Source organism: Xanthomonas sp. NCPPB 2933 (assembly GCF_056725225.1).
Map to the genome: position 1 here is coordinate 452,814 of NZ_CM161518.1, position 20,633 is coordinate 473,446.

24 protein-coding genes are annotated in these 20,633 nt (G+C 58.4%); 5 read left to right on the forward strand and 19 right to left on the reverse strand.

Features of this window, described 5'->3' with window-relative positions; genetic code table 11:
* Positions 1 to 183: 183 nt before the first annotated feature.
* Positions 184 to 1,071 carry an SDR family oxidoreductase gene (locus AC1PLU_RS01890; RefSeq protein WP_481107534.1) on the reverse strand — a complete coding sequence of 296 codons (888 nt, stop codon included), beginning with the start codon at positions 1,069 to 1,071 and terminating at the stop codon, positions 184 to 186.
* 134 nt (positions 1,072 to 1,205) lie between these two features.
* Here AC1PLU_RS01890 and AC1PLU_RS01895 point away from each other — a divergent pair, with 134 nt between their 5' ends.
* The 3 genes from AC1PLU_RS01895 (at position 1,206) to AC1PLU_RS01905 (ending at position 4,602) form a co-directional block, all read left to right on the forward strand.
* Positions 1,206 to 1,640: a winged helix-turn-helix transcriptional regulator gene (locus AC1PLU_RS01895; protein ID WP_039513244.1), complete on the forward strand. Its 435-nt coding sequence runs from the start codon at positions 1,206 to 1,208 to the stop codon at positions 1,638 to 1,640.
* Between the two features lie 368 nt (positions 1,641 to 2,008).
* Complete coding sequence (locus tag AC1PLU_RS01900) at positions 2,009 to 2,506, forward strand: hypothetical protein (protein WP_115037262.1); 498 nt, start codon at positions 2,009 to 2,011, stop codon at positions 2,504 to 2,506.
* Positions 2,503 to 4,602: a methyl-accepting chemotaxis protein gene (locus AC1PLU_RS01905; protein WP_481107535.1), complete on the forward strand. Its 2,100-nt coding sequence runs from the start codon at positions 2,503 to 2,505 to the stop codon at positions 4,600 to 4,602. The genes AC1PLU_RS01900 and AC1PLU_RS01905 overlap by 4 nt, the downstream gene beginning before the upstream one ends.
* A gap of 14 nt (positions 4,603 to 4,616) precedes the next feature.
* On the opposite strand, the gene AC1PLU_RS01910 is transcribed toward AC1PLU_RS01905, so the two are convergent.
* From AC1PLU_RS01910 to AC1PLU_RS01935, 6 genes are all read right to left on the reverse strand, one after another.
* The gene (locus tag AC1PLU_RS01910; protein ID WP_481107536.1) at positions 4,617 to 5,015 is read right to left on the reverse strand and encodes a YfeK family protein; all 399 of its coding nucleotides are present in this window, start codon (positions 5,013 to 5,015) and stop codon (positions 4,617 to 4,619) included.
* Positions 5,016 to 5,072: 57 nt separating this feature from the next.
* Positions 5,073 to 5,864 (reverse strand): hypothetical protein, encoded by a 792-nt coding sequence (locus tag AC1PLU_RS01915; protein WP_481107537.1) that lies wholly within the window; start codon positions 5,862 to 5,864, stop codon positions 5,073 to 5,075.
* Positions 5,865 to 5,929: 65 nt separating this feature from the next.
* A complete protein-coding gene (locus tag AC1PLU_RS01920; protein ID WP_481107538.1) occupies positions 5,930 to 6,376 on the reverse strand; it encodes a GNAT family N-acetyltransferase in 447 nt (148 codons plus the stop codon).
* Positions 6,377 to 6,914: 538 nt separating this feature from the next.
* On the reverse strand, positions 6,915 to 7,244 hold the full coding sequence (locus AC1PLU_RS01925; protein WP_481107539.1) for a hypothetical protein: 330 nt from the start codon (positions 7,242 to 7,244) through the stop codon (positions 6,915 to 6,917).
* A 672-nt stretch (positions 7,245 to 7,916) separates the two neighbouring features.
* Positions 7,917 to 8,165 (reverse strand): hypothetical protein, encoded by a 249-nt coding sequence (locus AC1PLU_RS01930; protein ID WP_481107540.1) that lies wholly within the window; start codon positions 8,163 to 8,165, stop codon positions 7,917 to 7,919.
* 107 nt (positions 8,166 to 8,272) lie between these two features.
* Positions 8,273 to 8,623 carry a SymE family type I addiction module toxin gene (locus AC1PLU_RS01935; protein ID WP_481107541.1) on the reverse strand — a complete coding sequence of 117 codons (351 nt, stop codon included), beginning with the start codon at positions 8,621 to 8,623 and terminating at the stop codon, positions 8,273 to 8,275.
* Positions 8,624 to 9,190: 567 nt separating this feature from the next.
* Here AC1PLU_RS01935 and AC1PLU_RS01940 point away from each other — a divergent pair.
* Both AC1PLU_RS01940 and AC1PLU_RS01945 read left to right on the forward strand, forming a co-directional pair.
* Positions 9,191 to 9,853, forward strand: a complete 663-nt coding sequence (locus AC1PLU_RS01940; protein ID WP_481107542.1) for a hypothetical protein — start codon at positions 9,191 to 9,193, stop codon at positions 9,851 to 9,853.
* Complete coding sequence (locus tag AC1PLU_RS01945; RefSeq protein ID WP_481107543.1) at positions 9,850 to 11,199, forward strand: Tle-like phospholipase domain-containing protein; 1,350 nt, start codon at positions 9,850 to 9,852, stop codon at positions 11,197 to 11,199. Before AC1PLU_RS01940 ends, AC1PLU_RS01945 begins: the two co-directional genes overlap by 4 nt.
* A gap of 38 nt (positions 11,200 to 11,237) precedes the next feature.
* Here AC1PLU_RS01945 and AC1PLU_RS01950 read toward each other — a convergent pair whose 3' ends face one another.
* The 12 genes from AC1PLU_RS01950 to AC1PLU_RS02005 all read right to left on the reverse strand — a co-directional run bounded on the left by AC1PLU_RS01950 (position 11,238) and on the right by AC1PLU_RS02005 (position 20,521).
* Positions 11,238 to 11,582, reverse strand: a complete 345-nt coding sequence (locus AC1PLU_RS01950) for a hypothetical protein (RefSeq protein WP_481107544.1) — start codon at positions 11,580 to 11,582, stop codon at positions 11,238 to 11,240.
* Positions 11,583 to 11,659: 77 nt separating this feature from the next.
* Positions 11,660 to 12,022 (reverse strand): DUF6547 family protein, encoded by a 363-nt coding sequence (locus tag AC1PLU_RS01955; RefSeq protein WP_481107545.1) that lies wholly within the window; start codon positions 12,020 to 12,022, stop codon positions 11,660 to 11,662.
* Between the two features lie 518 nt (positions 12,023 to 12,540).
* Complete coding sequence (locus AC1PLU_RS01960) at positions 12,541 to 12,999, reverse strand: hypothetical protein (RefSeq protein ID WP_481107546.1); 459 nt, start codon at positions 12,997 to 12,999, stop codon at positions 12,541 to 12,543.
* A gap of 847 nt (positions 13,000 to 13,846) precedes the next feature.
* Entirely contained in the window at positions 13,847 to 14,359 is a 513-nt protein-coding gene (locus tag AC1PLU_RS01965; RefSeq protein WP_481107547.1) for a DUF2314 domain-containing protein, read from the reverse strand.
* 78 nt (positions 14,360 to 14,437) lie between these two features.
* On the reverse strand, positions 14,438 to 14,899 hold the full coding sequence (locus AC1PLU_RS01970; protein WP_481107548.1) for a hypothetical protein: 462 nt from the start codon (positions 14,897 to 14,899) through the stop codon (positions 14,438 to 14,440).
* A 415-nt stretch (positions 14,900 to 15,314) separates the two neighbouring features.
* Positions 15,315 to 16,004: a hypothetical protein gene (locus tag AC1PLU_RS01975; protein ID WP_481107549.1), complete on the reverse strand. Its 690-nt coding sequence runs from the start codon at positions 16,002 to 16,004 to the stop codon at positions 15,315 to 15,317.
* A 726-nt stretch (positions 16,005 to 16,730) separates the two neighbouring features.
* Positions 16,731 to 17,087 (reverse strand): DUF7668 domain-containing protein, encoded by a 357-nt coding sequence (locus AC1PLU_RS01980; RefSeq protein WP_481107550.1) that lies wholly within the window; start codon positions 17,085 to 17,087, stop codon positions 16,731 to 16,733.
* A gap of 74 nt (positions 17,088 to 17,161) precedes the next feature.
* Positions 17,162 to 17,530 carry a hypothetical protein gene (locus AC1PLU_RS01985; protein WP_481107551.1) on the reverse strand — a complete coding sequence of 123 codons (369 nt, stop codon included), beginning with the start codon at positions 17,528 to 17,530 and terminating at the stop codon, positions 17,162 to 17,164.
* Between the two features lie 65 nt (positions 17,531 to 17,595).
* A complete protein-coding gene (locus tag AC1PLU_RS01990) occupies positions 17,596 to 18,057 on the reverse strand; it encodes a methyltransferase family protein (RefSeq protein ID WP_481107552.1) in 462 nt (153 codons plus the stop codon).
* A 408-nt stretch (positions 18,058 to 18,465) separates the two neighbouring features.
* Positions 18,466 to 18,954, reverse strand: coding sequence for a hypothetical protein (locus AC1PLU_RS01995; protein WP_481107553.1), 489 nt, complete (start codon positions 18,952 to 18,954; stop codon positions 18,466 to 18,468).
* Positions 18,955 to 19,034: 80 nt separating this feature from the next.
* The gene (locus tag AC1PLU_RS02000) at positions 19,035 to 19,424 is read right to left on the reverse strand and encodes a nuclear transport factor 2 family protein (protein WP_481107554.1); all 390 of its coding nucleotides are present in this window, start codon (positions 19,422 to 19,424) and stop codon (positions 19,035 to 19,037) included.
* A gap of 602 nt (positions 19,425 to 20,026) precedes the next feature.
* A complete protein-coding gene (locus AC1PLU_RS02005; protein ID WP_481107555.1) occupies positions 20,027 to 20,521 on the reverse strand; it encodes a YfbM family protein in 495 nt (164 codons plus the stop codon).
* Positions 20,522 to 20,633: the final 112 nt, after the last annotated feature.

The following is a 20,633-nucleotide window of genomic DNA, read 5'->3' on the forward strand; positions in this document are numbered from 1 at the left end:
CGCCGCGTACGGCAACCGCGCTGCTGTCGTCATCTTCCCGAGCAGCGGTGGGCGAGGGGGACGAATGGATCAAAACGCGGCGAAGGCGGGTCAGAGCCCGCCGTCGTCTGATCAAACACCCTGGCGTATCGCCGAGCAGGTGCTGGTCAACGCATGTCGACCAGCACCGTGCCGACGCCCGACTCAGGCTGCCGGTGCCGCCTTCAACGCCGCAGCCACCGCATCGTGCAGCGAGGTGGTCGGGCGGCCGATCAACCCGCTCAAGGTGTGGCTGTCGTCGAACAGGCTGCCGCCGCGCGAGGACGCCGAGCACTGCGCCAGCACCTGGGCGAACGGAGCCGGCAAGCCGATTTGCACCAGCGCCGCCGCATAGTCGGCTTCGGGCAGATCGTGATAGGCCACCGGCTTGCCGGACTGCTGCGCCAGCTCGGCGGCATAGTCGGCCATGGTGAAGGCGGTATCGCCTGCCAGCTCGTAGACCTTGCCGGCCTGCGGTGTGTCGGCGGCCAGCACCGCTGCGGCGGCGGCGGCGTAATCGGCACGCGTGGCCGCACTGATCTTGCCCTCGCCAGCGCTGCCGATCACCGCGCAATGCGCCACTTCGGCCGCGATCGAGCCGGTGTAGTTCTCGGTGTACCAGCCATTGCGCAGCAGCACATGCGGCACGCCGCTCTCGCGCAACAGCGCTTCGGTGACCACATGCTCGTCGGCCAGCGACAGCGTGCTGGTATCGGCGTGCAGCACGCTCGTATAGGCCAGCAATTCCACGCCGGCACGCTTGGCCGCCTCGATCACGTTGCGGTGCTGCGGCACGCGTTCGCCCACCGCATTGGACGACACCAGCAGCACGCGGCCCACTCCGGCGAAGGCCTCATCCAGGCTCTGCGGGTCTGCATAGTCGGCGCGACGCACGCTGATGTCGCGTTTTGCGAACTTTGCGAGTGACGCAGTATCGCGGGCCGTTGCTACGATGCGTGCCGCTGGCACACGCTCTAGCAAGGCTTCGACGACCAACGCGCCCAACTGCCCGCTGGCGCCGGTGACGAGGATCAGGGGGGAAGTGTGTGCCATGGTGAACTCCAGTTGGTATTGATAAGAGGTGTGGTCTACTATCTAGACTCTAGGTCCGCGCACTCATTATCAGGGCCGTTCGATCCTCCACAAGGAGGCAGTTTTCTTCCCCCTGGTTACCGTGAGATACCCCCGTGAACGCGATTGCTCTGTTTCCACCGCCGCCGTCCCTGCAAGGCATGCCCTTCGACGCCACCAAGTGCCCGGTGCGCGATGTGCTCGATCAGATCGGCGACAAATGGACCATGCTGATCCTGCTGACGTTGATCCCCGGCCCGTCCCGCTTCAGCGCCATCCAGCGCGCCGTGCCGGACATCTCCAAGCGGATGCTGACCCAGACCCTGCGCAACCTCGAGCGCAACGGCATGATCACCCGCAAGGTCTACGCCACCAAGCCGCCCAGCGTGGAATATGCCTTGTCCAAGCTTGGCGTGGCGCTGCTCGGCCCGATCTCGCAGTTGCTCAACTGGGCAGGCGAGAACCATGCGGCCATTCGCTCCGCACGCGAACGCTTCGATCATGCCCAGCAGCCGGCGGTCGCGCTGGATGCCGACGAAGCGATGGCGTAAGCGCTGCACTGCAGGGCTGACGAGGGAACTGACGGCGCCGGCCTGATTAGGTTGGCGCGTCGCTACGTCGGTTGATCGTTGGCTTGCGCGCGTGCCAAACATGGATCGACTGTTGCCGCCTGGCACTCGCCAGCGGCTTGCGTCTCCGCAATGGGCCCAATGCAAAGATGTGAGCGCGTGCTCACAAAATCCCGTGCTGGATAAACGCCTGGTAGCGCAATCATGCCGGCTGTAGCGCGCAAACCCTTACTGCGTCAGCACGATGTCGCGGCCTATCGCTGCCATCGCAAACTTCAATCGAAAGCCGACTCAAGCGTAGGCGCTCGCACCCGATAAGGGCTCACCTTATCTCGCGAACCCGCTGCGCCATGCCCGTCTTCGGCACCTTGTCCGCCTCAACGCGACGCACCCTGGGCGTTGCCCTGCTCGCGCTGTGGTGCGGCTGGATTGCCGTGGCCTGGTCCACGCCACGTATGCCGAGCAACGACGTGGCCAGTGCCTGGGCGCAGGTCCAGGCCAGCCTGCCGGCCACGCAGCAGGCGCCGATGTTGATCGGCGTCGCAGGCGCTTGCGCCTGTACCGACCTTGCATCCAATCGCGCCTGGGCCGTGCTCAGCAGCGCGGTGCGCGCGCGTGGCGGCCAGGTGCGCATGCTCGACATGCCAACGCTGCGTGGCAGCGGCTATTCGGTGTGGTTGCTCGGCGCTGACGGCCAACCGCGCTATGCCGGCCCGGCCGATGGCGGTGCCGTGTGCGGCACGGCAGGCGCGGCCGATTGGTCGCGCTGGCTTCCCAACGTGCTGGCGCGCACTGCGAGTGCTGCGGTGGCGTTCCCTTGTCCTTGTGCCGTGGAGTCGCTGTCATGATGGAACTGTCCGCATCGGCATCGCCGACCTCCACCTACGCCACCCGCCTGGCGATCAAGGCCGATCGGCTGTTTCTGTGGCTGGCCGTGCTGCAGAGCCTTGGCTCGCTGGGCCTGGCTTGGTATCAAGGCCAGTGGACCACCTTTCTCGCCGTCACGCTGCCCAGCCTGTTGCTGATGGCCTGGCAGGTGCATGCCAACCCCGGCACGCGCCTGACCCGCATCACCAACGCCTTGGTGCTGATGGCCCTGGTCGCTGCCACCATCCAGCAGGCGCATGGCTTGGTGGAGATGCACTTCGGCGTCTTCGTGATCCTGGCGCTGCTGCTCTATTACCGCGACTGGTTGCCGGTGGTGGTCGCCGCCGGTGCCATCGCCGTGCACCACCTGGCGTTCTATTGGCTGCAATCGCGTGGCATGCCGGTGCAGGCGTTTACTGTCGGCAGCGGCTTCGGCATCGTGCTGCTGCATGCCGGTTATGTGATCGTCGAAACCGCCTTCGTCTGCGTCATGGCGATTCAACTACGTCGCCAGGTCGATGCGCTCGACCACGAGGCCGAATCGCTGGTGGAACTGGCCGACACCCTGGCAACCGGCGCCACCTTGCCGCCGGCCATCCTGCAGCAGAGCTTCCGCAGCGGATCACTGGCGCAGGCGCTGGTGCGCATGAGCGTGCAGGTGGAAGAGCGCATCGCCCAACAACAGCAGTTACTGCTGGAAAATCGGCGCATCCGCCTGGCGCTGGATGCATCGGCGATGGCCGTGGCGATTGTTGATGGGCAGGGCGAAGCCATCTATCGCAATCAGTCGTTCCAGCTACTGAGCACGCAGGTCGACACCCACGTGCTGCACACCGCGCTCGCCGATGCCGTGCAGTTGGGGCATGACGCCGGCACCAGCAGAACGCGCGCGCTCGCTGCGCTGCAGCTGCAGGAAAACATCACCCCCGTCCGCGACCACGACGGCGCCTCGCTGGGCGTGGTGGTGGAATGGCAAGACCGCACCCAGGAACTGGCGCTGGAAGCACAGCTGGCCACGGTCATCGCCCATGCCACGCGTGGCGAGCTTGGCGCACGGCTGCAGGGGCACGCCAAGGGCGGCACGCTCGGCCAGCTCGCCGATGGCATCAATCAATTCCTCGCCATCACCGACGACAGCCTGCAGGACATGCGCCGCATGCTGGCGGCGATGTCGCGTGGCGACCTGTCGCAGCGCATCGATCGTCATTGCGAAGGCGTGTTCGAGCAGATGAAGCGCGATGCCAACGCCACCGCCGACGAGCTGGCGCGCATCATCACGCAGATCCGCAGCTCCAGCACCGCCATCAATCACGCCGCCGGCCACATCCTCACCCGTAACGATGCGTTGGAGCAGCAGGTGCAGCGCCAATCGGCCACCCTGGGCCGCACCGCCACCCAGATGCAGGCAGTGCTCGGCACCATGCAGCAACACACCGCACAGGCCGCGGACGCCGACAAACTCACCGCCGCCGCATCGGAGGCCGCACGCACTGGCGGCGACACCATGCATCAGGCGATGGGCACCATGCAGCAGATGGAGCAGGCCTCGCGGCGTATCCAGGACATCGTCTCGGTCATCGACGGCCTCGCCTTCCAGACCAACATCCTCGCCTTGAACGCCGCCGTCGAAGCCGCACGCGCTGGCCACGAAGGTCGCGGCTTTGCCGTGGTCGCCAGCGAAGTGCGCGCGCTGGCGCTACGCTCGTCCACCGCCGCCAGCCAGATCAAAACACTCATCGGCGAATCGGTCACGCATATGCAAGCCGGCGTGCAACAGGTCCGCCACGCAGGCGAAGGCATGCAGCACATCGTCAGCACCATCGGCCAGGTCAGCAGCACGCTCAGCAAGATCGCCGTCGCCTCGCAACAAGAGGCCGGCAGCATCGCGCAGGTGCATCACACCCTCGCCGGCGTGGACACCGACATGCGCGACGGCGTCACCCGCATGCAGGACGCCAGCGCCGCCGCACGCGCCATGGGCGACCATGCCGCGCAGCTGGAAGATGCGGTGAGTGCGTTTGTGGCGGAGGCACGCGACGGCAGCGCTGATGCAGTGCACAGGCTGCGCGTTGCCTGATCGACGCTGGCGTATTAGTTACGCAGCTCCTGCAGCTTGCCAGTGAACCAGGATTGGCTCGATACCGGCGCAGCGTTGCCGCAACGCACCTGATACGGCGTGCCCGACATGCTGCTCTTGGTGGCGGCAAGTTCGATAAAGGACTCGGTGGAGGTCACCAGCCCCTTATTCTGCAGGTACTCGTACTTGCGCTGCAAATGTTCGCTGGCTTTCGGCGCCGCATACCACGACCCATTGCGCGAAAATTCGCAGTTGGACTGCGCAAGAACTTTGAAAAGCTGACCGACCTCACGTGTCGTGGCCGGCGAAACATCTTGCGCCGATGCAGAGACGCTGAGCAGGAGTGCAATCAGAAAAAATTTGGCGTTCATCAGCCGAATCTTAGCGCAACAGGTCACCATCTCAGCAGGCACGCTGATCGGTCGAAGTGACAGTGGCCGACCTTCCTTTCAAAGCTCGGTCCACTGACGCTAAACAGGTTCAGGGACGTAGCGCAACAGCGTCGAACCCTCAAAGTAATTCCCGTAATACTCGCCCTTCCGCAAACCTGGATTCGCCTCAAAATCGATATAGGGCTTGGCGCAATGCGGGCAGCGGAAGGGATTGAGGTAGGCGTAGCGGGACCCGTCCGGTGCCAATGGCAGTGCGTCTTCCAGCGCAGCAAGCGCTTCGGCATCGGGCTCGGACAGCGCTGCAGGGCTGCCCGGCAGATGGCTATCGACCGTGATGGTGTAGTTGCCAGACCCCGAGTAGAGGTATCCCGCGTTGCTGAAACCCGCGTGATAGGAGCGGATCAGGAACGAACGCTTGCAGTGGTCGCATTCACAGGAAAGCAGCACGTTGCCACCGGTGACTAATCCGCTGAAGTGCAGACCCCTGGCAAAAAGCCCCTTGCCTGCAAGTGCGGAACTGCTGACGCTGGCGCCCGGCAGGAAGAACGGCTGAAACCTGATCCCGGATGCTTGGCCATTCGCAAACGCGTCTGGATCGAGCTGCTCGGTCTGCGAAATGACACAGTCTGCCTGGCACCCGAGGTTGGGATGCACGCGAACGGAAAAGTGGAACCACCCCGTCGCAGCACCAAGTTCATGCCGATGCACCTCTCCCGCCGAGTCGGCAAACTCCAGGACGCTATTGGGCTTCAACCATGCGCAAGGCTTGATCTCACACGGGAAATCGCTCTGGCTAACGCGACACAACTCTCGCCCATCGGCTCGAACGATCAGTAACGGAGCGGCTTTCTTCTTGAAGATGGAGAACATGCTTTCCTTGGCGGTAGTGCGTGAGTGGCAGATTGGAGCGCGAGCGCAGCAGAACAATGGTAGCTCTACCGAAGGTTCGGCGCTGCGCTCGCGGTGCTCCTCTTGAAGGCCATGCCTACACTGGCAGGCGCAGTCAACACGAAACCGAACTGCTGATAGAGCCTGTAGGCCTGACCATCCGCAATCAGACTGACATACGCGGACGCGGGTACTTCCCGCTCTATGTAGCCTGCGATTTCACCCATGACAGCCTTACCCAGGCCACGGCCCTGATGCTCTGGCAAAACGGCAATGTCCACCACCTGATAAAAACAGCCGCCATCGCCGATGACGCGCCCCATCGCCACCGGTTCGCCATTGCAAAGTACCTGCACGCTGAAGAGCGAATTGGGTAGCCCGCGCTCGGCGGCTTCCAGTGTCTTCGGGCTCAAGCCGCTTGCTTGCCGAAGATGCCGGTACGCTTCGACCGTCGGTTTTTGATGCACGATGCGATAGGGCGTTGAATGAGTCATTGCAAATTCCCTGTAGCACCGAACGGCTACGCTCATTCGATCTAAGAGGCGGATGAGGCTTGATTGAAATTCTAGGACAAATCAGCGGGAGAACCAATAAATGCTCTGTTTGCCTCGGTCACTGGAGCAAGTATTCCCAGGAGAGCTTTAGCCAACAAGCGAACCTGCTCCCAAGCGGGGTGCCGCATTGCTGCAAGATTTGCGGTGCGCCCCGAGCCTCCTGGCATCTCATTGACCGGAACAGGATGTACCGCAGCAATAAATGCAAGAACAGCAGATTCCTGCTGTTCTGTGAAGAAGCCAGTACCTATCAGGTTATGTCCGTACAGAGCATCATCTCGTAGCTACCAAGCGGTGTTGTAGTCGCCCATCGCTTGGCACTGCTCTTCCGTTGGCTCGGCCAACGTCTCTACAGTAAAGAGGAAAACATTGTATGAGAGGTGTGATGCCTCAATTGCCGATATTTGTGGGGATCAGACATGGATTTCAACAGCCTGGCTAAGTTGGGTCATTAGGCGTCTTCGGCTTGAACAAATTGTTAGGCCGCATGCTGATACGTCACAGTTACAAAACCAATGATTGCTGCAAGGACAAGCATGACAATCCATCCGGATCTTTGATGGAACGGCACCGGATTTCGACCAATCTGTGCTTCTGCCGCCGAAGCGTTAACTATCCAGCCGTGGGAGCAAACGGGGCAAATGAGCTGGTACTGCTTGGAGATAACCCATCCGAAAAGATGGTAGAAGTGTCCGTACTTGTACTTGAGACGCAGCGCAAAATCTTGATGCTGCTCGCACTGCTGGCAGTGCTCATGCTCTGCCAGATCGAAGGTCAGCACTCGCTCGCCCAATCCCCAAAGAATCATCTGTCTCTCTCGAAATATTTCTAGCGGTCTAACAACTGGCTTAAGCCGACCCGCGAAGTGGATCCGGCTTGAACGAATTGCCAGGCGTCGCCATTAGTCACTGCTCCCGGCGCAGCCAGAGTCTCCGGCATCGCAGCCAGAGAACCCAAGGTCTTGACCCTCCGATGCGCTACCATCGGATGATGGATAAGGCGGGTCAATTGTACTGGACGATCTGGGGCCAAGTGCCTGAGAAGAAGCAAACGCCGCACAAACGACCGCGCCAATGACTGGAATAATCCAGATGAGGGCAAGTTGCAGTGCGCGTTGTGATGGCGAGAGCACCGAAACGCGAAGTACTGCAACCGATGCAACGATATTGCCAAGAGCAAGCACCGCACCCAATAGAAGCATCAACTCCATCGAAACCTCCAAGTCGCCTGGCTATCATTGGGCCGCCTGAGCGCGGTGTAACACGATCCTCGCCGAGGCGTTGACGGCCGTCAATCGCTGCAAGCCTATGAATTGCACGGCCTTCGCAGCAGTGCGGCTGCCCATGACCAGGTGCCATGCCGCATCTTTGCAGGGACACCGCGTTACGTTCGACGACGTGCGGCGTAACGAGGCAAGTCGCTGAGATTTCAAGATGCCGTCATGCGACAACAAGTGAGCCAACAGTAGGTCCAAGCCAACCTAGCCGCCATCTTCGGCGTGCAGAGACGACCTGCCCGGCCTTTGCTCCACCCGCTGCTCAAGCATCTCGCGCACGGCATGGGCGGCATCGAAGATGGCTTGTCCCAACGTCGGCAGCGTCTGCACCTCCAGGCACTCCGGTTTGCTCATGGCGATCACGTCGCCGTGGGCGATGAGGATGCGTAGCAGGCGGTCGAGCTGGTCGCGTTGGTCCAGCGTGAGATGCAAGACGACGGCGGGGTGGTCCATCTGTGTCCTCCTCGGCGCGGTGAGCGGGAGCGCGCACGGTGTACGACATGCGTGTTGCACTCGATGCGGGCGCGCACGTGCGTGCTGCGCGTGCGGGGCACACCGGCTCAGTCGGCGGGTGCCAGGCTGACGACCAGCTCGCCATCGCGTAGGCGGATGTGGAGTTTGCTGCCGATGGCAAAGCCCAGTTGTTCCAACCAGCGGCCGCGTAGGCGTAGCGTGGGGATGCGTTGGTCGCTGGCGGGGTAGTAGCCGTAGCCGACGGTGCAGTGTTGCGGGGCACGCGGGTGGCCGGGACGCGGTGGGCGGGCTTCGGTGCGGGGTTGGGGGATGGGGGTGCGCTCGACATAGGGCCGCGGCTTGATCGAGGGGTCGAGCGAATGCCAGCCGATCTCGCGGGGCGGTGGCTCCGTGGCGCGCTTGCGTGCCGATGTGGGACGGGACGTGGATCGACGCATGGCAAAGCCCTCCTTGACGAACAGGCCCCGCCGCCGGGTGGCGACGGGATGTCGGGAGGTTAGAAACCGCGTACAGACGGCGGGCTTATTCCCCTTGCGGGTTTTGTATTGGCCGCCCTCCCGACGCAGAGCATCGCGTCGGTTGCACCTGCAGGAATCTGCAGGCACAAAAAACCCACCGGTCTTTCGGAGGTGGGTACCGCTGTACGAGGAGTTTCTACGCTCCTTGCCGAGGAGACTGCTACGTGCTGCGTGACATGTCAACCGATTGATGCTGGCGCTCTTGATAGCGTTGATAGAAGATCTGCGCGTTGGCGCTTCACTCGGCAAAGTCAGAGCTGGGCATTGGTCAAGAGCGGATTAGTCAATGCACATTCGCTACACTCCGACAAAGGATCTTCCAGCTGCACAAACGGTGTTCCTGGATTTATCCAAGGCCCAGTAGCTGCTTCGTGGATGCCGGACGGCTGATGATAGGTCTTTGGTTTGCAGTCACTGCGACTCAGGCCGTACCGCACCGGCAGGCCGTTCGCTCCCAACTCTAAACGCGCAGGGCACCGAGGTGGCATGAACGTGTATTTCAAAATCAAGATTGTCGGATGTCTTTTCCTAGTCCTTTTGACGGGGTGCAACCCAATGAATGCTGCGTCTGAGAAGTACGAAAAAAACGGCGAGACCACGGCTGACGGAGACCCGGTCTATCGGAAAAATCAACATCCGACGGAAGCTTACAAGCTCACCATGACGATCGAGGATGCGCCGGGTCCGTTTGAGTGGATATCGGGCACCGCCTTTTATCAAATGACGAATCATGAGCAATGCACGCCGATAGAGCCTATTGCGGGTGTTTGGAGTAAGTCAAAAGAAGATGGGATACCCATCAATTTTCAAAAAATAGATCCGACGAAATATGTCGCGACGATCTATGCAGATGGCATGGTCGATGCGGATTATTACGGAAAGGGTGTGTGTACTTTTGAACTCAATGGTGTTGGTATCTCGCTGAAAGCAACCGGCAAACAAGCGGATACACGCTTTCAACCAGCGCTATTCAAGAGTGAAATACTAAGTTCTACCCCTAAGGTTACTTACTTCTGGAAGGGGCGCTATCCGAAAGAAGATATGGATAACTTTCCTGATGGTGGTAAGACGAATATTGATCAGTTCAATGATAGTACACGCAACAACATATTCAAGATCACCTTAACAGCTGAGAAGGTGGCCCCATGAGCCTTACAAGTCAGCAATATGCAGCGCTTGCGGATGATTCCTACAAGATGCCGCGTGAGACGGGGCCTGATAGTAGTCCCGTCGATATTGGTGGCGTCTCTTACAAACGTCTTGAGTATATGGATCGCCCATCTGGCTATCAGGGCATCATCTATCAGCGAGCGGATACGGGCGAAATTGTTGTCGCCCACCGTGGAACCGAGTTTGATCGTCAACCAAAGCAGGATGGTCTCTACGCCGACGGCGGCATGGTTACGGGGAGACACAACAACCAGGCCGCCGATGCGGTTGAGCTAACGCAGCACGCGCTGAAATATGCCGAAAAATTCGGCAAGGACGGCAAGACACCGGAAGTGACCGTTACGGGTCATTCGCTGGGCGGCAACCTCGCCCAGGTCACTGCCCACCACTTCGGCCTCAAGGGAGAGACCTTTAACGCCTATGGCGCGGTCAGCCTGGACCGGCGCATTCCGGAAGGTGGCAACGACGTGATCAATCACGTGATGGCAGGCGATGCCGTGAGTGCTGCAAGTAAGCACTATGGGCAGGTGAAGGTATACGCCGTGTCGCATGAGATCACTGCGTTGGATAGGGCTGGTTATGCCAACGACAGCAGTCTTTTGGATGCACGCAATCCGATGGTCGCAACGGACTTGGGAGATTCGCATCGGATCCACAACTTCCTGCCGTTGGACGCCAACGGCAAACCGGACCACTCGGTGTTGGAAGACCCTCAAACGCAGCTGCTGGCCCGGCAACATGCGCCGATGATCGACAAGTATCGCGGCGAAGTTGAGACGTTGAGGATGAGCGTGACCTTCAATGCGAGGGTCATCCAAGGGATGAGCCTGGCGGATGGCATCGATCACTTGCGCGATCCGCTTCCCCCAGGTGCTGGACGCATGGAAATGGCTGCGACACGGTGGCAGGAGGTGCAGCAGCGCATGCAAAGCGAGGATGCGCCAGCGTATTTGCCACCGGGCTGGAAGATGCCAATTGGTGAGTCGTTGGAGCGCTGCGTTGCGCCGGCACCTGCGATGGTCTCCAACGACCCTCTGTATCGATCGATTCACAGCAAGCTGCCAGAGGGCACCTCTGATGAGGTTGCAATGCACGCCACCGTCGAAGCCAAGCGCGCGGGCATCCTTCGTGACGATCAGCTGCAGAGCGTGACCCTACACCAAGGAAGCATTTTTATTCTTGGCCAGACGCCGGGCTTCCGTGCCAAGGTGGATCTGTCTGAGGCCGTGCCTCCACTGCAGGAAAGCGTCCGGCAGTCTCAGGCCCTGGATGCGCAGCGGTCGCAGCAGGATACGGTTGAGCAAGCACCTACACGGTCGATGTAAAAGTCGAGCCGCGAAGTGGCTTCGGCTTGAATGAATTGTTAGGCCCCATGCAGCGAGCCTTGGAGAGCTTCACATAGTTCAGAGAACCTTGCGTAGTAAGAGTCGCATGCATCGCCAGCCGAAGATAAACTAGCCATGTAAGACGCCAGATCTGATTGGCCTATGGTGCTCAAGAACTCGGCCAAGTTGATGGCTGCCGTTGGCCGAAAATCCTCCAGCGCCTCCATGTCGCCAGCATTGCGAACTGCATAGTCCACCGCCCAAAGATCGTAGACAGCGGTCTCCACTGCGCTAATACTCGTCGCTCCAAGCTGATGCTCTTTGTAGATGATTTCATCCCCGAACTCGATGAGCCACGTTTCAAGATCGTTAGTGTCTTTCATGTAAGCCCTAACGCCTGAGTTAAGCCGTGCCACGAAGCGGCATCGGCTTGAATGAATTGTTAGGCCTCATCGCTGGGTCACTCCCAGCCATCGGCTCTGCCAACATAGTCACCATGCAGCCCCATGCCGCTGAGATCAACTGGCATCGGCTGGCCATGTACGGTAAGGCCAATGCCGCGGGAGTCAATCCACCAGGTAAGTGTAGCTAATGTGTCGTGGATTGCGCTGTGCCGCTCTTGCAACAAGATCTCAGAAAGAAGCGTTCGTTGCTCTTGGGTGAGGGACGACAACAACCTGTTAAAAGCCGACTGCTCGCTCTCGACTGGAAATGGCTCGTTTGCCTCTGCGCGCTTCGCTAAAGCGCTATACATCCGAGTCTCACTAACTAGTTGATCGATGATATCTCGGTAAATGGATATTCGGACAGCTGAATCTACCATGAGGTCTAACGCCTGAGATAAGCCGACTGGCGAAGCCAGTTCGGCTTGAATGACTTATTAGAGGTGGTCACTTGATGCCACAGGTGTGAGATTGGGTGCTGCCCTGCTTGACGTAGCTGGCAGTGCTGCCGGTCTTTTCACTGTGCAAAAGCAGCTTGTCAAATCCTGGGGGAGGAGGTTAGCTCAATGGGAATGGCGTACCCATTTGCGTTGGCGAGCAGGGATACGGACTGTCCAGAGTGCTTGTGCAAGAACTCGACGTTGCCCTTTGCGCGAATGACTAGGCCGGTGCCATCTGCGTTGAACTGCAGCGAGTCCTTTGGGCTGTTGTCGGGGTCCTCGCAGAGCACCCAAGTGCCGAAGAGCCAACCCGACGCGGGCGCTGGGTTTTGGGTAGCCGCTGTCCCCAAAGTGGCCAGAAGTGACAGCAGCCCAACTATCAGCTTGCGAGAACTCATAACTACCTCTAACACCTGAGTTAAGCCGCGCCGGAAAGCGGCGTCGGCTTGAATGAATTGTTAGCCTTCAAGGCTGTATGGGTACAGCAGAGAGAGACCAGATGATACTTGCTCAATTGACTGTTCCGCATGTGCGATCAGATTTGGATCATCAGCAGATTCGAATTGACGAATGATGTCGGCCAACTGAAGCCATTGGCCAAAATTGATCCCGAGATTTTGAGGTGTCGCGTCCAGTCCGGAATCATGATCCAAAAAAGCAACGCGTTGATCGTTGCCGGTAGAAATAAGCCAAGCGTCTCCCGTGCCAGATGTTGCAAAGACCCACCAATCTTTACCAAGTCCTGCCAGGGGCGCATCACGGCCTTCTGTCTCATTCTTGGCAGAGAGGGAGTCAAGAAAAGCGAAGTCTCCTGCAATCTCAATGAATGGAAGACTGTGATCTTGGCTTAAATGAGGCAAATCAGAAACTGAAAGTAACTCAAGTGCGATTGTCCGAGGATTGCGGAGTTCTAACATTGCGGTCTAGTGCCTGAATTAAGCCGAGTCGCAAAGCGGGTTCGGCTTGAATGAATTGTTAGGCCTCATCTGCGGGCCAAACCTCGACCAAGTCACCGTCGACAAAGCCGACACATACTGCGGTAGCGATGCGAAGCACATTTGCCTGTGAGGTAGATGAGTTCTCAATAAAAGATCTGACCTCTTTAGTCACGTACGCCAGTGCTTGTTCCCACCCGGTGCCCGCGACAGAGCGTGCGAGTACGAACTCGAGTGGTTGAGATGACCATAACTCAGGTGGACAAGCCCACTCAGGATCATCTTGGTCGTAAGTGTCAGCTCCAATCAACTCTACGATCCAATCACCGCATTCCGCCAAGTTGAAGTTGTAAGCCACGACTCCATCAGGAGTGCTGGATGGTACGGCTTGGTGGAGCCAGTTGGAGAAGGACAAAGTTTGGGATTCTGTCATGAGGCCTAACGCTTGAATTAAGCTGAGCCACGAAGTGGCTTCGGCTTGAATGAATTTTTAGGCAGTGAGTGGTCGCGAAGGTTGGTGGTGCAACCATGCTCCCCAGCACTGCCGCCTGGGCAGAGTGTGCCACAGCTTGCGGGATGGAGCTTGCCCGCGGATGCAGCGGCGAGCGATGCCACCGAAGCCAAATGCAATGAGCGCGGTGCAGTAACAACGTGCGAGTACGAAGCCCCGAACTTGCCGCAGCCCACAACGGTGATGACTGCCGCCCGGAGCCGGCCGCATGCATGCCAGTCAGCGCACCGAAGCAGGACCCAACAACGCGTTTGCTCCACCGCTGCCTAACACCTGAGTTAAGCCGCGCCGCGAAGCGGCGTCGGCTTGGACGAATTGTTACGGGGCAGGCAGCGGTGCATAACTGCTCACTCCGATGTAGCGATCAAACGGCTCGCGCTCGGCTGCAGGAAGGCGGCTCCGTTGAATGCGAAGCGAGTAGCCGCCTTGCATAACGCCCGAGCTTACCAAAGCCCAATCGGCTACTTCCGATTCCGGCACGAACTTCCTTGTGCCGGGGGATAGGTCAGTGAACTCAGGCGGCGCCTCGAAGACGGACGCGTTGAGCCCAGAGGGCGTAGCGGACTCCACGCTTAGCCAAAGCCACATGCCGCCACCTGCCGGATCAGAGATGTATGTTTTTACCATCGGCGGGACGTCAGTCGGTGTCCCATCGGCTAGGAGCCGACGAAAGTAGCTTAGCGAGCCGTGAGCTGCTCGGGCGGCGTCCGCAAGCTCCCAGTTGGGAATCGCCATAAACAGAGGTTCGTCTTCGGGTTGCTCAAATTTGCTGGTGGTATCGGCTTGGCCAAGGCCCAGCATGCCGCGTACGAACCCAAGGATCTTGCCCACGTTGCTCACTCCCGAAGCCCCCTAACGCTTGAATTAATCCGAGTTGCGAAGCAACTTCGGCTTGAATGAATTGTTAGATCAATGGCCGATAACCATGTATTTGGCGCATTTCTCGTCAAGCACTGAGTACTGTGCGATCAGCCATTTTAGTGTCTCTGCCTTGAGCTTGATGTGCTTGCTTCGCTCAGGGTCGCCCCTTGGAGCATCGTAGCCAATAGTTTGATGCAGCTCTAGATCGACGATTTTGTGCCAAAGAGTCTCACTAAGATAGGTGTCCAGCTCTCGGCCAAATAACCATTTAGCTGCCTGTATTCCGGTCAGGTACGCGACCTGCTGCTCGTTGCTGATTTTCCCTTTCGACCCGATGTGCCCAAGAGTGTCGCGAACAGCTTGGTACACAAGCATTCGTTTGTCGAAGAGATCTAGTTTCAGCTTGTTCTGCGCGGTGCGCCACTGCCGATACGCTATGACGGCACCGAACAACGCCAAGACCGGCAGAGTGAGTGCTGTCACATAGGCTGTCCAGTGAATTTCAACCATTGATCTAACGCCCGAGATAAGCCCACTAGCGAAGCCAGTTCGGCTTGATTGAGTTGTTAGGTGTGAGCAATCGCTTGGGCCACAGCTTGGCTAGGGATTGACGCAGCCGCGAGTACAGCACCTATGGAGTTCCACCTGGATTGAGCGGCCAAGGTCTCCCGAACCTCCCCGCCGTCAAAAGTTACTCCGGAGAGATCAGGGGCATTGCCGCTTCTATCAGCAGCGCGACGGCGCCGCGATAGTGCTTCCTCACGCGAAACCTTTACGCAGCTCGCATAGAGCCAAGCCCCGGCTGACGCCAATGCGAATCCGATTGATATGACTGTCAGGAAGCTCATGAGCTTGATCTCACACCTAACGTTTGACATAAGCTGCATGACCCGGCTTGCCGGGGTATGTCAGCTTGATGGAAGGGTTAGACGCCATAGCGGCGCTTGATCGCGAGGTGAACCAAGTTGAAGTATGCGTCGAACGTATCGAGTGTGTGCTTCAGATAGCCTGCCTGAAGCAGCACTTCTGTCGTACCCGTAAGCAATGCTGAGGACTCAACATATCGCACCACCCCGCCTCGTTCCTGTCCGTCGTGGCTGCTTAGGCGCCCATCAGCGTGCACGACTAGGTTGCGAAGCGCTTGAATGTTTTTGATCTCGTTCCATGCAGCCGCGACGGGATCAACGTCGAGTGATGCAACCTTGCGAAGGTAAGTCTTCGCGCGTTCGATCCCTGCTCCAGCGATGTCGCGAAAAGAAACGTTGTAGTCCTCGGTTCTCTGGAGCAAGGTGCAGAGCTTGTTGAGTTCGTACTCGAAGAACGAAAACAAGGTAATCAGCGCGGAACGTCGCTGCAAGTTGGGGAAGTACTCTCCGAATATCTCTCGTAGATCCCAGGTCGCATCGTCCAGTCCCTGGTGAACTTTGATGAACTGAGGCGGTTCGTCAGGATGAATTCCTTCTGCTACGATTTTCTCAGCATTCGCGTGAAAATTGGCGATGCTCTTGTTGACTTGAACTTCCATGTCCGCGACATAGCTGTCCAAGAGTTCGATGGACCCTCGCACGTCGTACTCGTACCAGTTCAGCGGATGATCAAGTGGGCGGAATAGCATTGATGACGCCTAACGCTTGAATTAAGCCGAGTTGCGAAGCAACTTCGGCTTGAATGAGTTGTTAGGCAGTGAGTGGTCGCGAAGGTTGGATGGTGCAACCATGCTTCCCAGCACTGCCGCCTTGACCGAGTGTGCCACAGCTTGCGGGATGAAGCTTGCCCAGTGATGCAGCGGCGCGTGATGCCACCGAAGTCAAACACAATGAACGCAGCGCGGCGATGACGGACAAGGGCGACGCACCGAATTTACCGCAGCCCACGATGGTGATGACTGCTGCCCGGAGCCGACCGCATGCATGCCAGCCAACTCACCGAAGTTGCACCCATCGCTGCATTTGCTCCACCGCTGCCTAACGCCTGAATTAAGCCGACCCGCGAAGCGGGTTCGGCTTGAATGAATTGTTAGGCCCCAGCTAACGCTGTGACCGACTCGACTGTGATGCCGCCATTAAATGGCATCCGAGAACTCGTCCGTCAGGGCAGAACCATCTATGTCGTAGTCGTTGTCCGCTTGCAGCAGCAGCCGAGAGCCTTTCCACGAGCACTGAACGATCTGGTGCCAGGGTCGGTGCGTGAATTCATCAGCGATGTCACAGGCAGTGGCAACGCCGACCCGCGCAGGAACTCCACTACAGGCAAGGACTACTCCATACATGGGGCCTAACACCTGAGTTAAGCCGAGCCGCGAAGCGGCTTCGGCTTGAATGAATTGTTAGGTGCCGATCGATTACGGCATATAGACCAGATGAAATCTAACCGAGAAGACAGGAGCGTCGGTTACGTGGGCATGGAGCACTAGATCGCTCCGACCCTCTCTTTGGGTCCACAGGTCAATAAGTGTGTCCCAGTGGCTACCGGTCCATATGCAAACAGAAGACTCCCAAGTCTCGTCCGGCAGGTTTGTCAATGTGGCGCCATAGCTGCGGATGTAGCGTTGAATCCGAGTGGCCGTCTCAGTTGAGACTGGCTCGACTCCTGGAATTCCTTCCAGACGATAGTCGGCAGTCGTAAAGGCAGCCACGACTTCCCGAAATGTCTGCCGCCAATGATTTGGGATTGGTCGTTGTTCGCTTTCGTCGCTCATGCTGCAATCACTGAGGTGCGGCGCCTAACGCCTGATTAAGTCGACCCGTGAAGGGGGGGTGGCTTGAATGCTCTTTAAGTGCCAAGCCCGACCAAAGAATCAGCATCGGGAATGCCAAAGGCCTTGGCCAATGCTAATGCATTGGGACGAATTCGCTCCGGAGAATCCTTGTCAAAGGGCGCAGGGAACCCGCTGAGGTTGTAGAGGGTCTTGGCACAGACCTCCTCAAAGCAGTACTGGGTATTGCTCAGGCGGTCACCGGCTCGCTCTGCGGCCAAAGTCTTGGAACGAATCCTCTGAAACAACTTGTGCCCCTCAGACCACTGGTTTGGCTCTGCAGCCATCGTATCGAGGGCCAATAAGGTCTCGCGGTCATTGCAACGCGGCAGGAACAACCAAACGAGCTGTTGGATCTCTGCTGCAGTTTGCGTTGCTGTCGCCATTGTGGCTTAACGCCTGAGTTAAGCCGAGCCACAAAGCGGCTTCGGCTTGAATGAATTATTAGGCCTCATAGCCAGCGCGAGGCCTGCCTGCAGAATGCAGCGTACGTGTCCGGGAAGCGAGCGGACAGATACCGCTCCTCCGGCTGAATTTGGAACCGCGTGATGTAGAGCATGAAGGCAGGGACGGCCATGAGCGTGGCCGCATTGTGGAGGTGGAGCGTCCAGCCCAAGAGGATCATGGAGTGGCCCAAGTACATTGGGTTGCGGGTGTAGCGATAAATGCCAGATGTGACCAGGTGCGTGGCTGAGGCCGGCCTGAGTGGGTTGACCGTAGTACCGACGCGCTGAAAGGCGAGTTTGGGAAGAATGTTGAGCGCCAAGCCCACAACGGCTAGAGCAACAGCGACGGGTGTGCGTAGTGGAAGCTCGAACGAGAGCACGGGCATGAAGTATGCTGCACCGAACGCGGCAACGCCCAAGAGCACCATGACAACCGGCGGCGGGATTTTTGTCTCAAGCCATTGCATGTAGGTTGGAATGAGGCCTAACGCTTGAATTAAGCCGAGTTGCGAAGCAACTTCGGCTTGAATGAATTGTTAGGCAGTGAGTGGCCGCGAAGGTTGGATGGTGCAACCATGCTCCCCAGCACTGCCGCCTGGACCGAGTGTGCCACAGCTTGCGGGAGGGAGCTTGCCCAGCGATGCAGTGGCGCGTGATGCCACCGAAGCCAACTGCATCGAGCGCAGCGCGGGAACGACGTGCCAAGGCGAGCACCGAACTTACCGTAACCAGCAACGGTGATGAATGCTGTCCGGAGCCAACCGCATGCACGCCTGCCAATTCACCGAAGCGGCAACCACCAACGCATTTGCTCCACCACTGCCTAACACCGGAGTTGAGCCGCGCCGCGAAGCGACGTCGGCTTGAACGAATTGTTAGGCATCAGCCGACGATGCCCGGGTTTGAGAAATCCTGAACTGCCAGTCTAGCTCGCCTTTTGGCGCAAGCTCACCGCCTGGAAAGTACAAGGACTCATTGAAGTCACGCGCTTGCTCAGGCGGCACATTGATGTACAAAGTATCGCGGGTGTCTTCGATTGTGACGCAAGACCGTGGCGTTGAGTTTGGAACACAATCTCGAACGGTCACAGCAAGCTCTACTTGCGACAGCGTGAACTCTTGCGAGTTGTTTGTGATGCGGCCAGTGAATTGGTACGTGGCGTACTGCAGATTGATGCGACCCCCGGAGATGACAACGTGCGACGCCGAGATGCGCGTCTTGGCAAGCTCTTCTTGCCGCCGGTCATGGAGGTAGTAGATGCCGCCGCCGATGGCAGCAAGGACGACAATAACAAGCGCGAACTTTCGGAATCCGGCGGAAACGACAAGCAGGATCAGTACCGCAATGGCAAACAGCCAGCCCATCTCTCCCCCTGATGCCTAACGTTTGACTTAAGCGGCGTGCCGAAGGCACGTCCGCTTGAAGGAAGGGTTAGAGCGCACGTTCATACCTTTGGCCTAGCCTGCCCGATAGCGAAAGTTGCTTTGACAATTTGTCCTGCGTCTACTTCGTAGATGCAGATCATCTCCACTGTTTCTAGCCCGTCTGGAAATGTGCGCGTAACGAACTCGTGGTCAATGACGATGTTGTCCATGACAGTACGTGAAACCAGCTCGGCATGCAGCGCCGGATCGTTGAAGCGATCAATCATTCTCTTCCGAATGGCTTCATGGCCGGAAGCCAAGAGGCCTGCATGCAGCAGGTATTGTTCTGCGTCTGCCTTGTAGGTTGCGAGCCAACCTTCCAAGTCTCGTGCGTTGTAGGCTTCCAGCTGCTGCTGGACGACAGTTTCAGCCTTAATCAATATGGACAGAGCGGCAGGCTGGAGTTCCATTTCAAACATTCCTTGACGGAGAGCTGGGAGTGTTTCGTGCGGTCTAACACCTGAGTTAATCCGCGCCGCGAAGCAGTGTCGGCTTGAACGAATAGTTAGGGCTCACCGCCCTTAAGTTGGTTGAAACATAACCCAATGCTGGCCAAGCCGAACCCGCACAAAAAGACGCCCATGCCGTAGAAAAGGAGGACGAAGGCCCAGTACTCCAACGGCCGCTGCGTCGAGTCTGCATGAAGCAGCCCGGAGTACCGCGTCGAGACGCTAAATACGCCTGAGCCCATCTCAGACAACACAGCAAAGGTCGAGAGCGCCCCAAGCGAAATGGCGAACAGCCCGCCGAGCACGAATGCTAGCGGTCTGTGCTTAGGCGGGCGGAGCGCGGGATACAAGCGTGCCCCAATCACCGCAGCGAGCGGAACGAAGGCCGCTACAAGCAATAGCGCCATAGCTGTCCACGGTTCTCTCATATGTCCGTTGTGAGCCCTAACGCCTGAATTAAGCCGACCCGCACTGGATTGGCACCGAAGTCGATGTTACCCAGAACGACCCGAAGTTAGCGAACGTGATGCGGGTTCGGCTTGAATGAATTGTTAGGCCACACCCTAGTTGAGGTAGAGAAGCGCTGCATCGCCGCGCTCCGCTGCGGCCTGATAGAACGAGGTTAACTGATTGTAATAGTGCAATACGTACTCCAAGCCATCAGGTCCGTCACTCTCCCAAATCTGCGGATAGATTTGCGCAGCATCCATTGCGGTCGGATCGAACTTGGCGCCAAAGGTTTCAGGGGTGATGGCAGACAATGCGGCCGCAACCGCTTTAACTTGTGCAGGATCCAAGTAACGGGCGGGACCGTAACCAACATCCTCTCCAATCGCTTCACCACCTAGGATAGCCAGCGAAAGCGGCTCCTCACCCTCCCACGTCTTTCCATTGAGGGTGTAGTGAATGGCGTGCCATGTCTTATCAATGTCTAGATGATTGGCTGGCTCGACCCCGCCATCCTCTGGATAGAGGACCGATGAGATCAAATCCGGATCAGCAACGAGCGCGGCTAGCTGATTTGGAGGAATAGCAACGAAGTTTCCAATCATTGACATACGAGATTCCTTTCAGTGTGGCCTAACACCTGAGTTAAGCCGAGCCGCGAAGCGGCGTCGGCTTGAATGAATTGTTAGGCCTCAGCCTTGCGCACTGAGTGCGCAAGTCCGG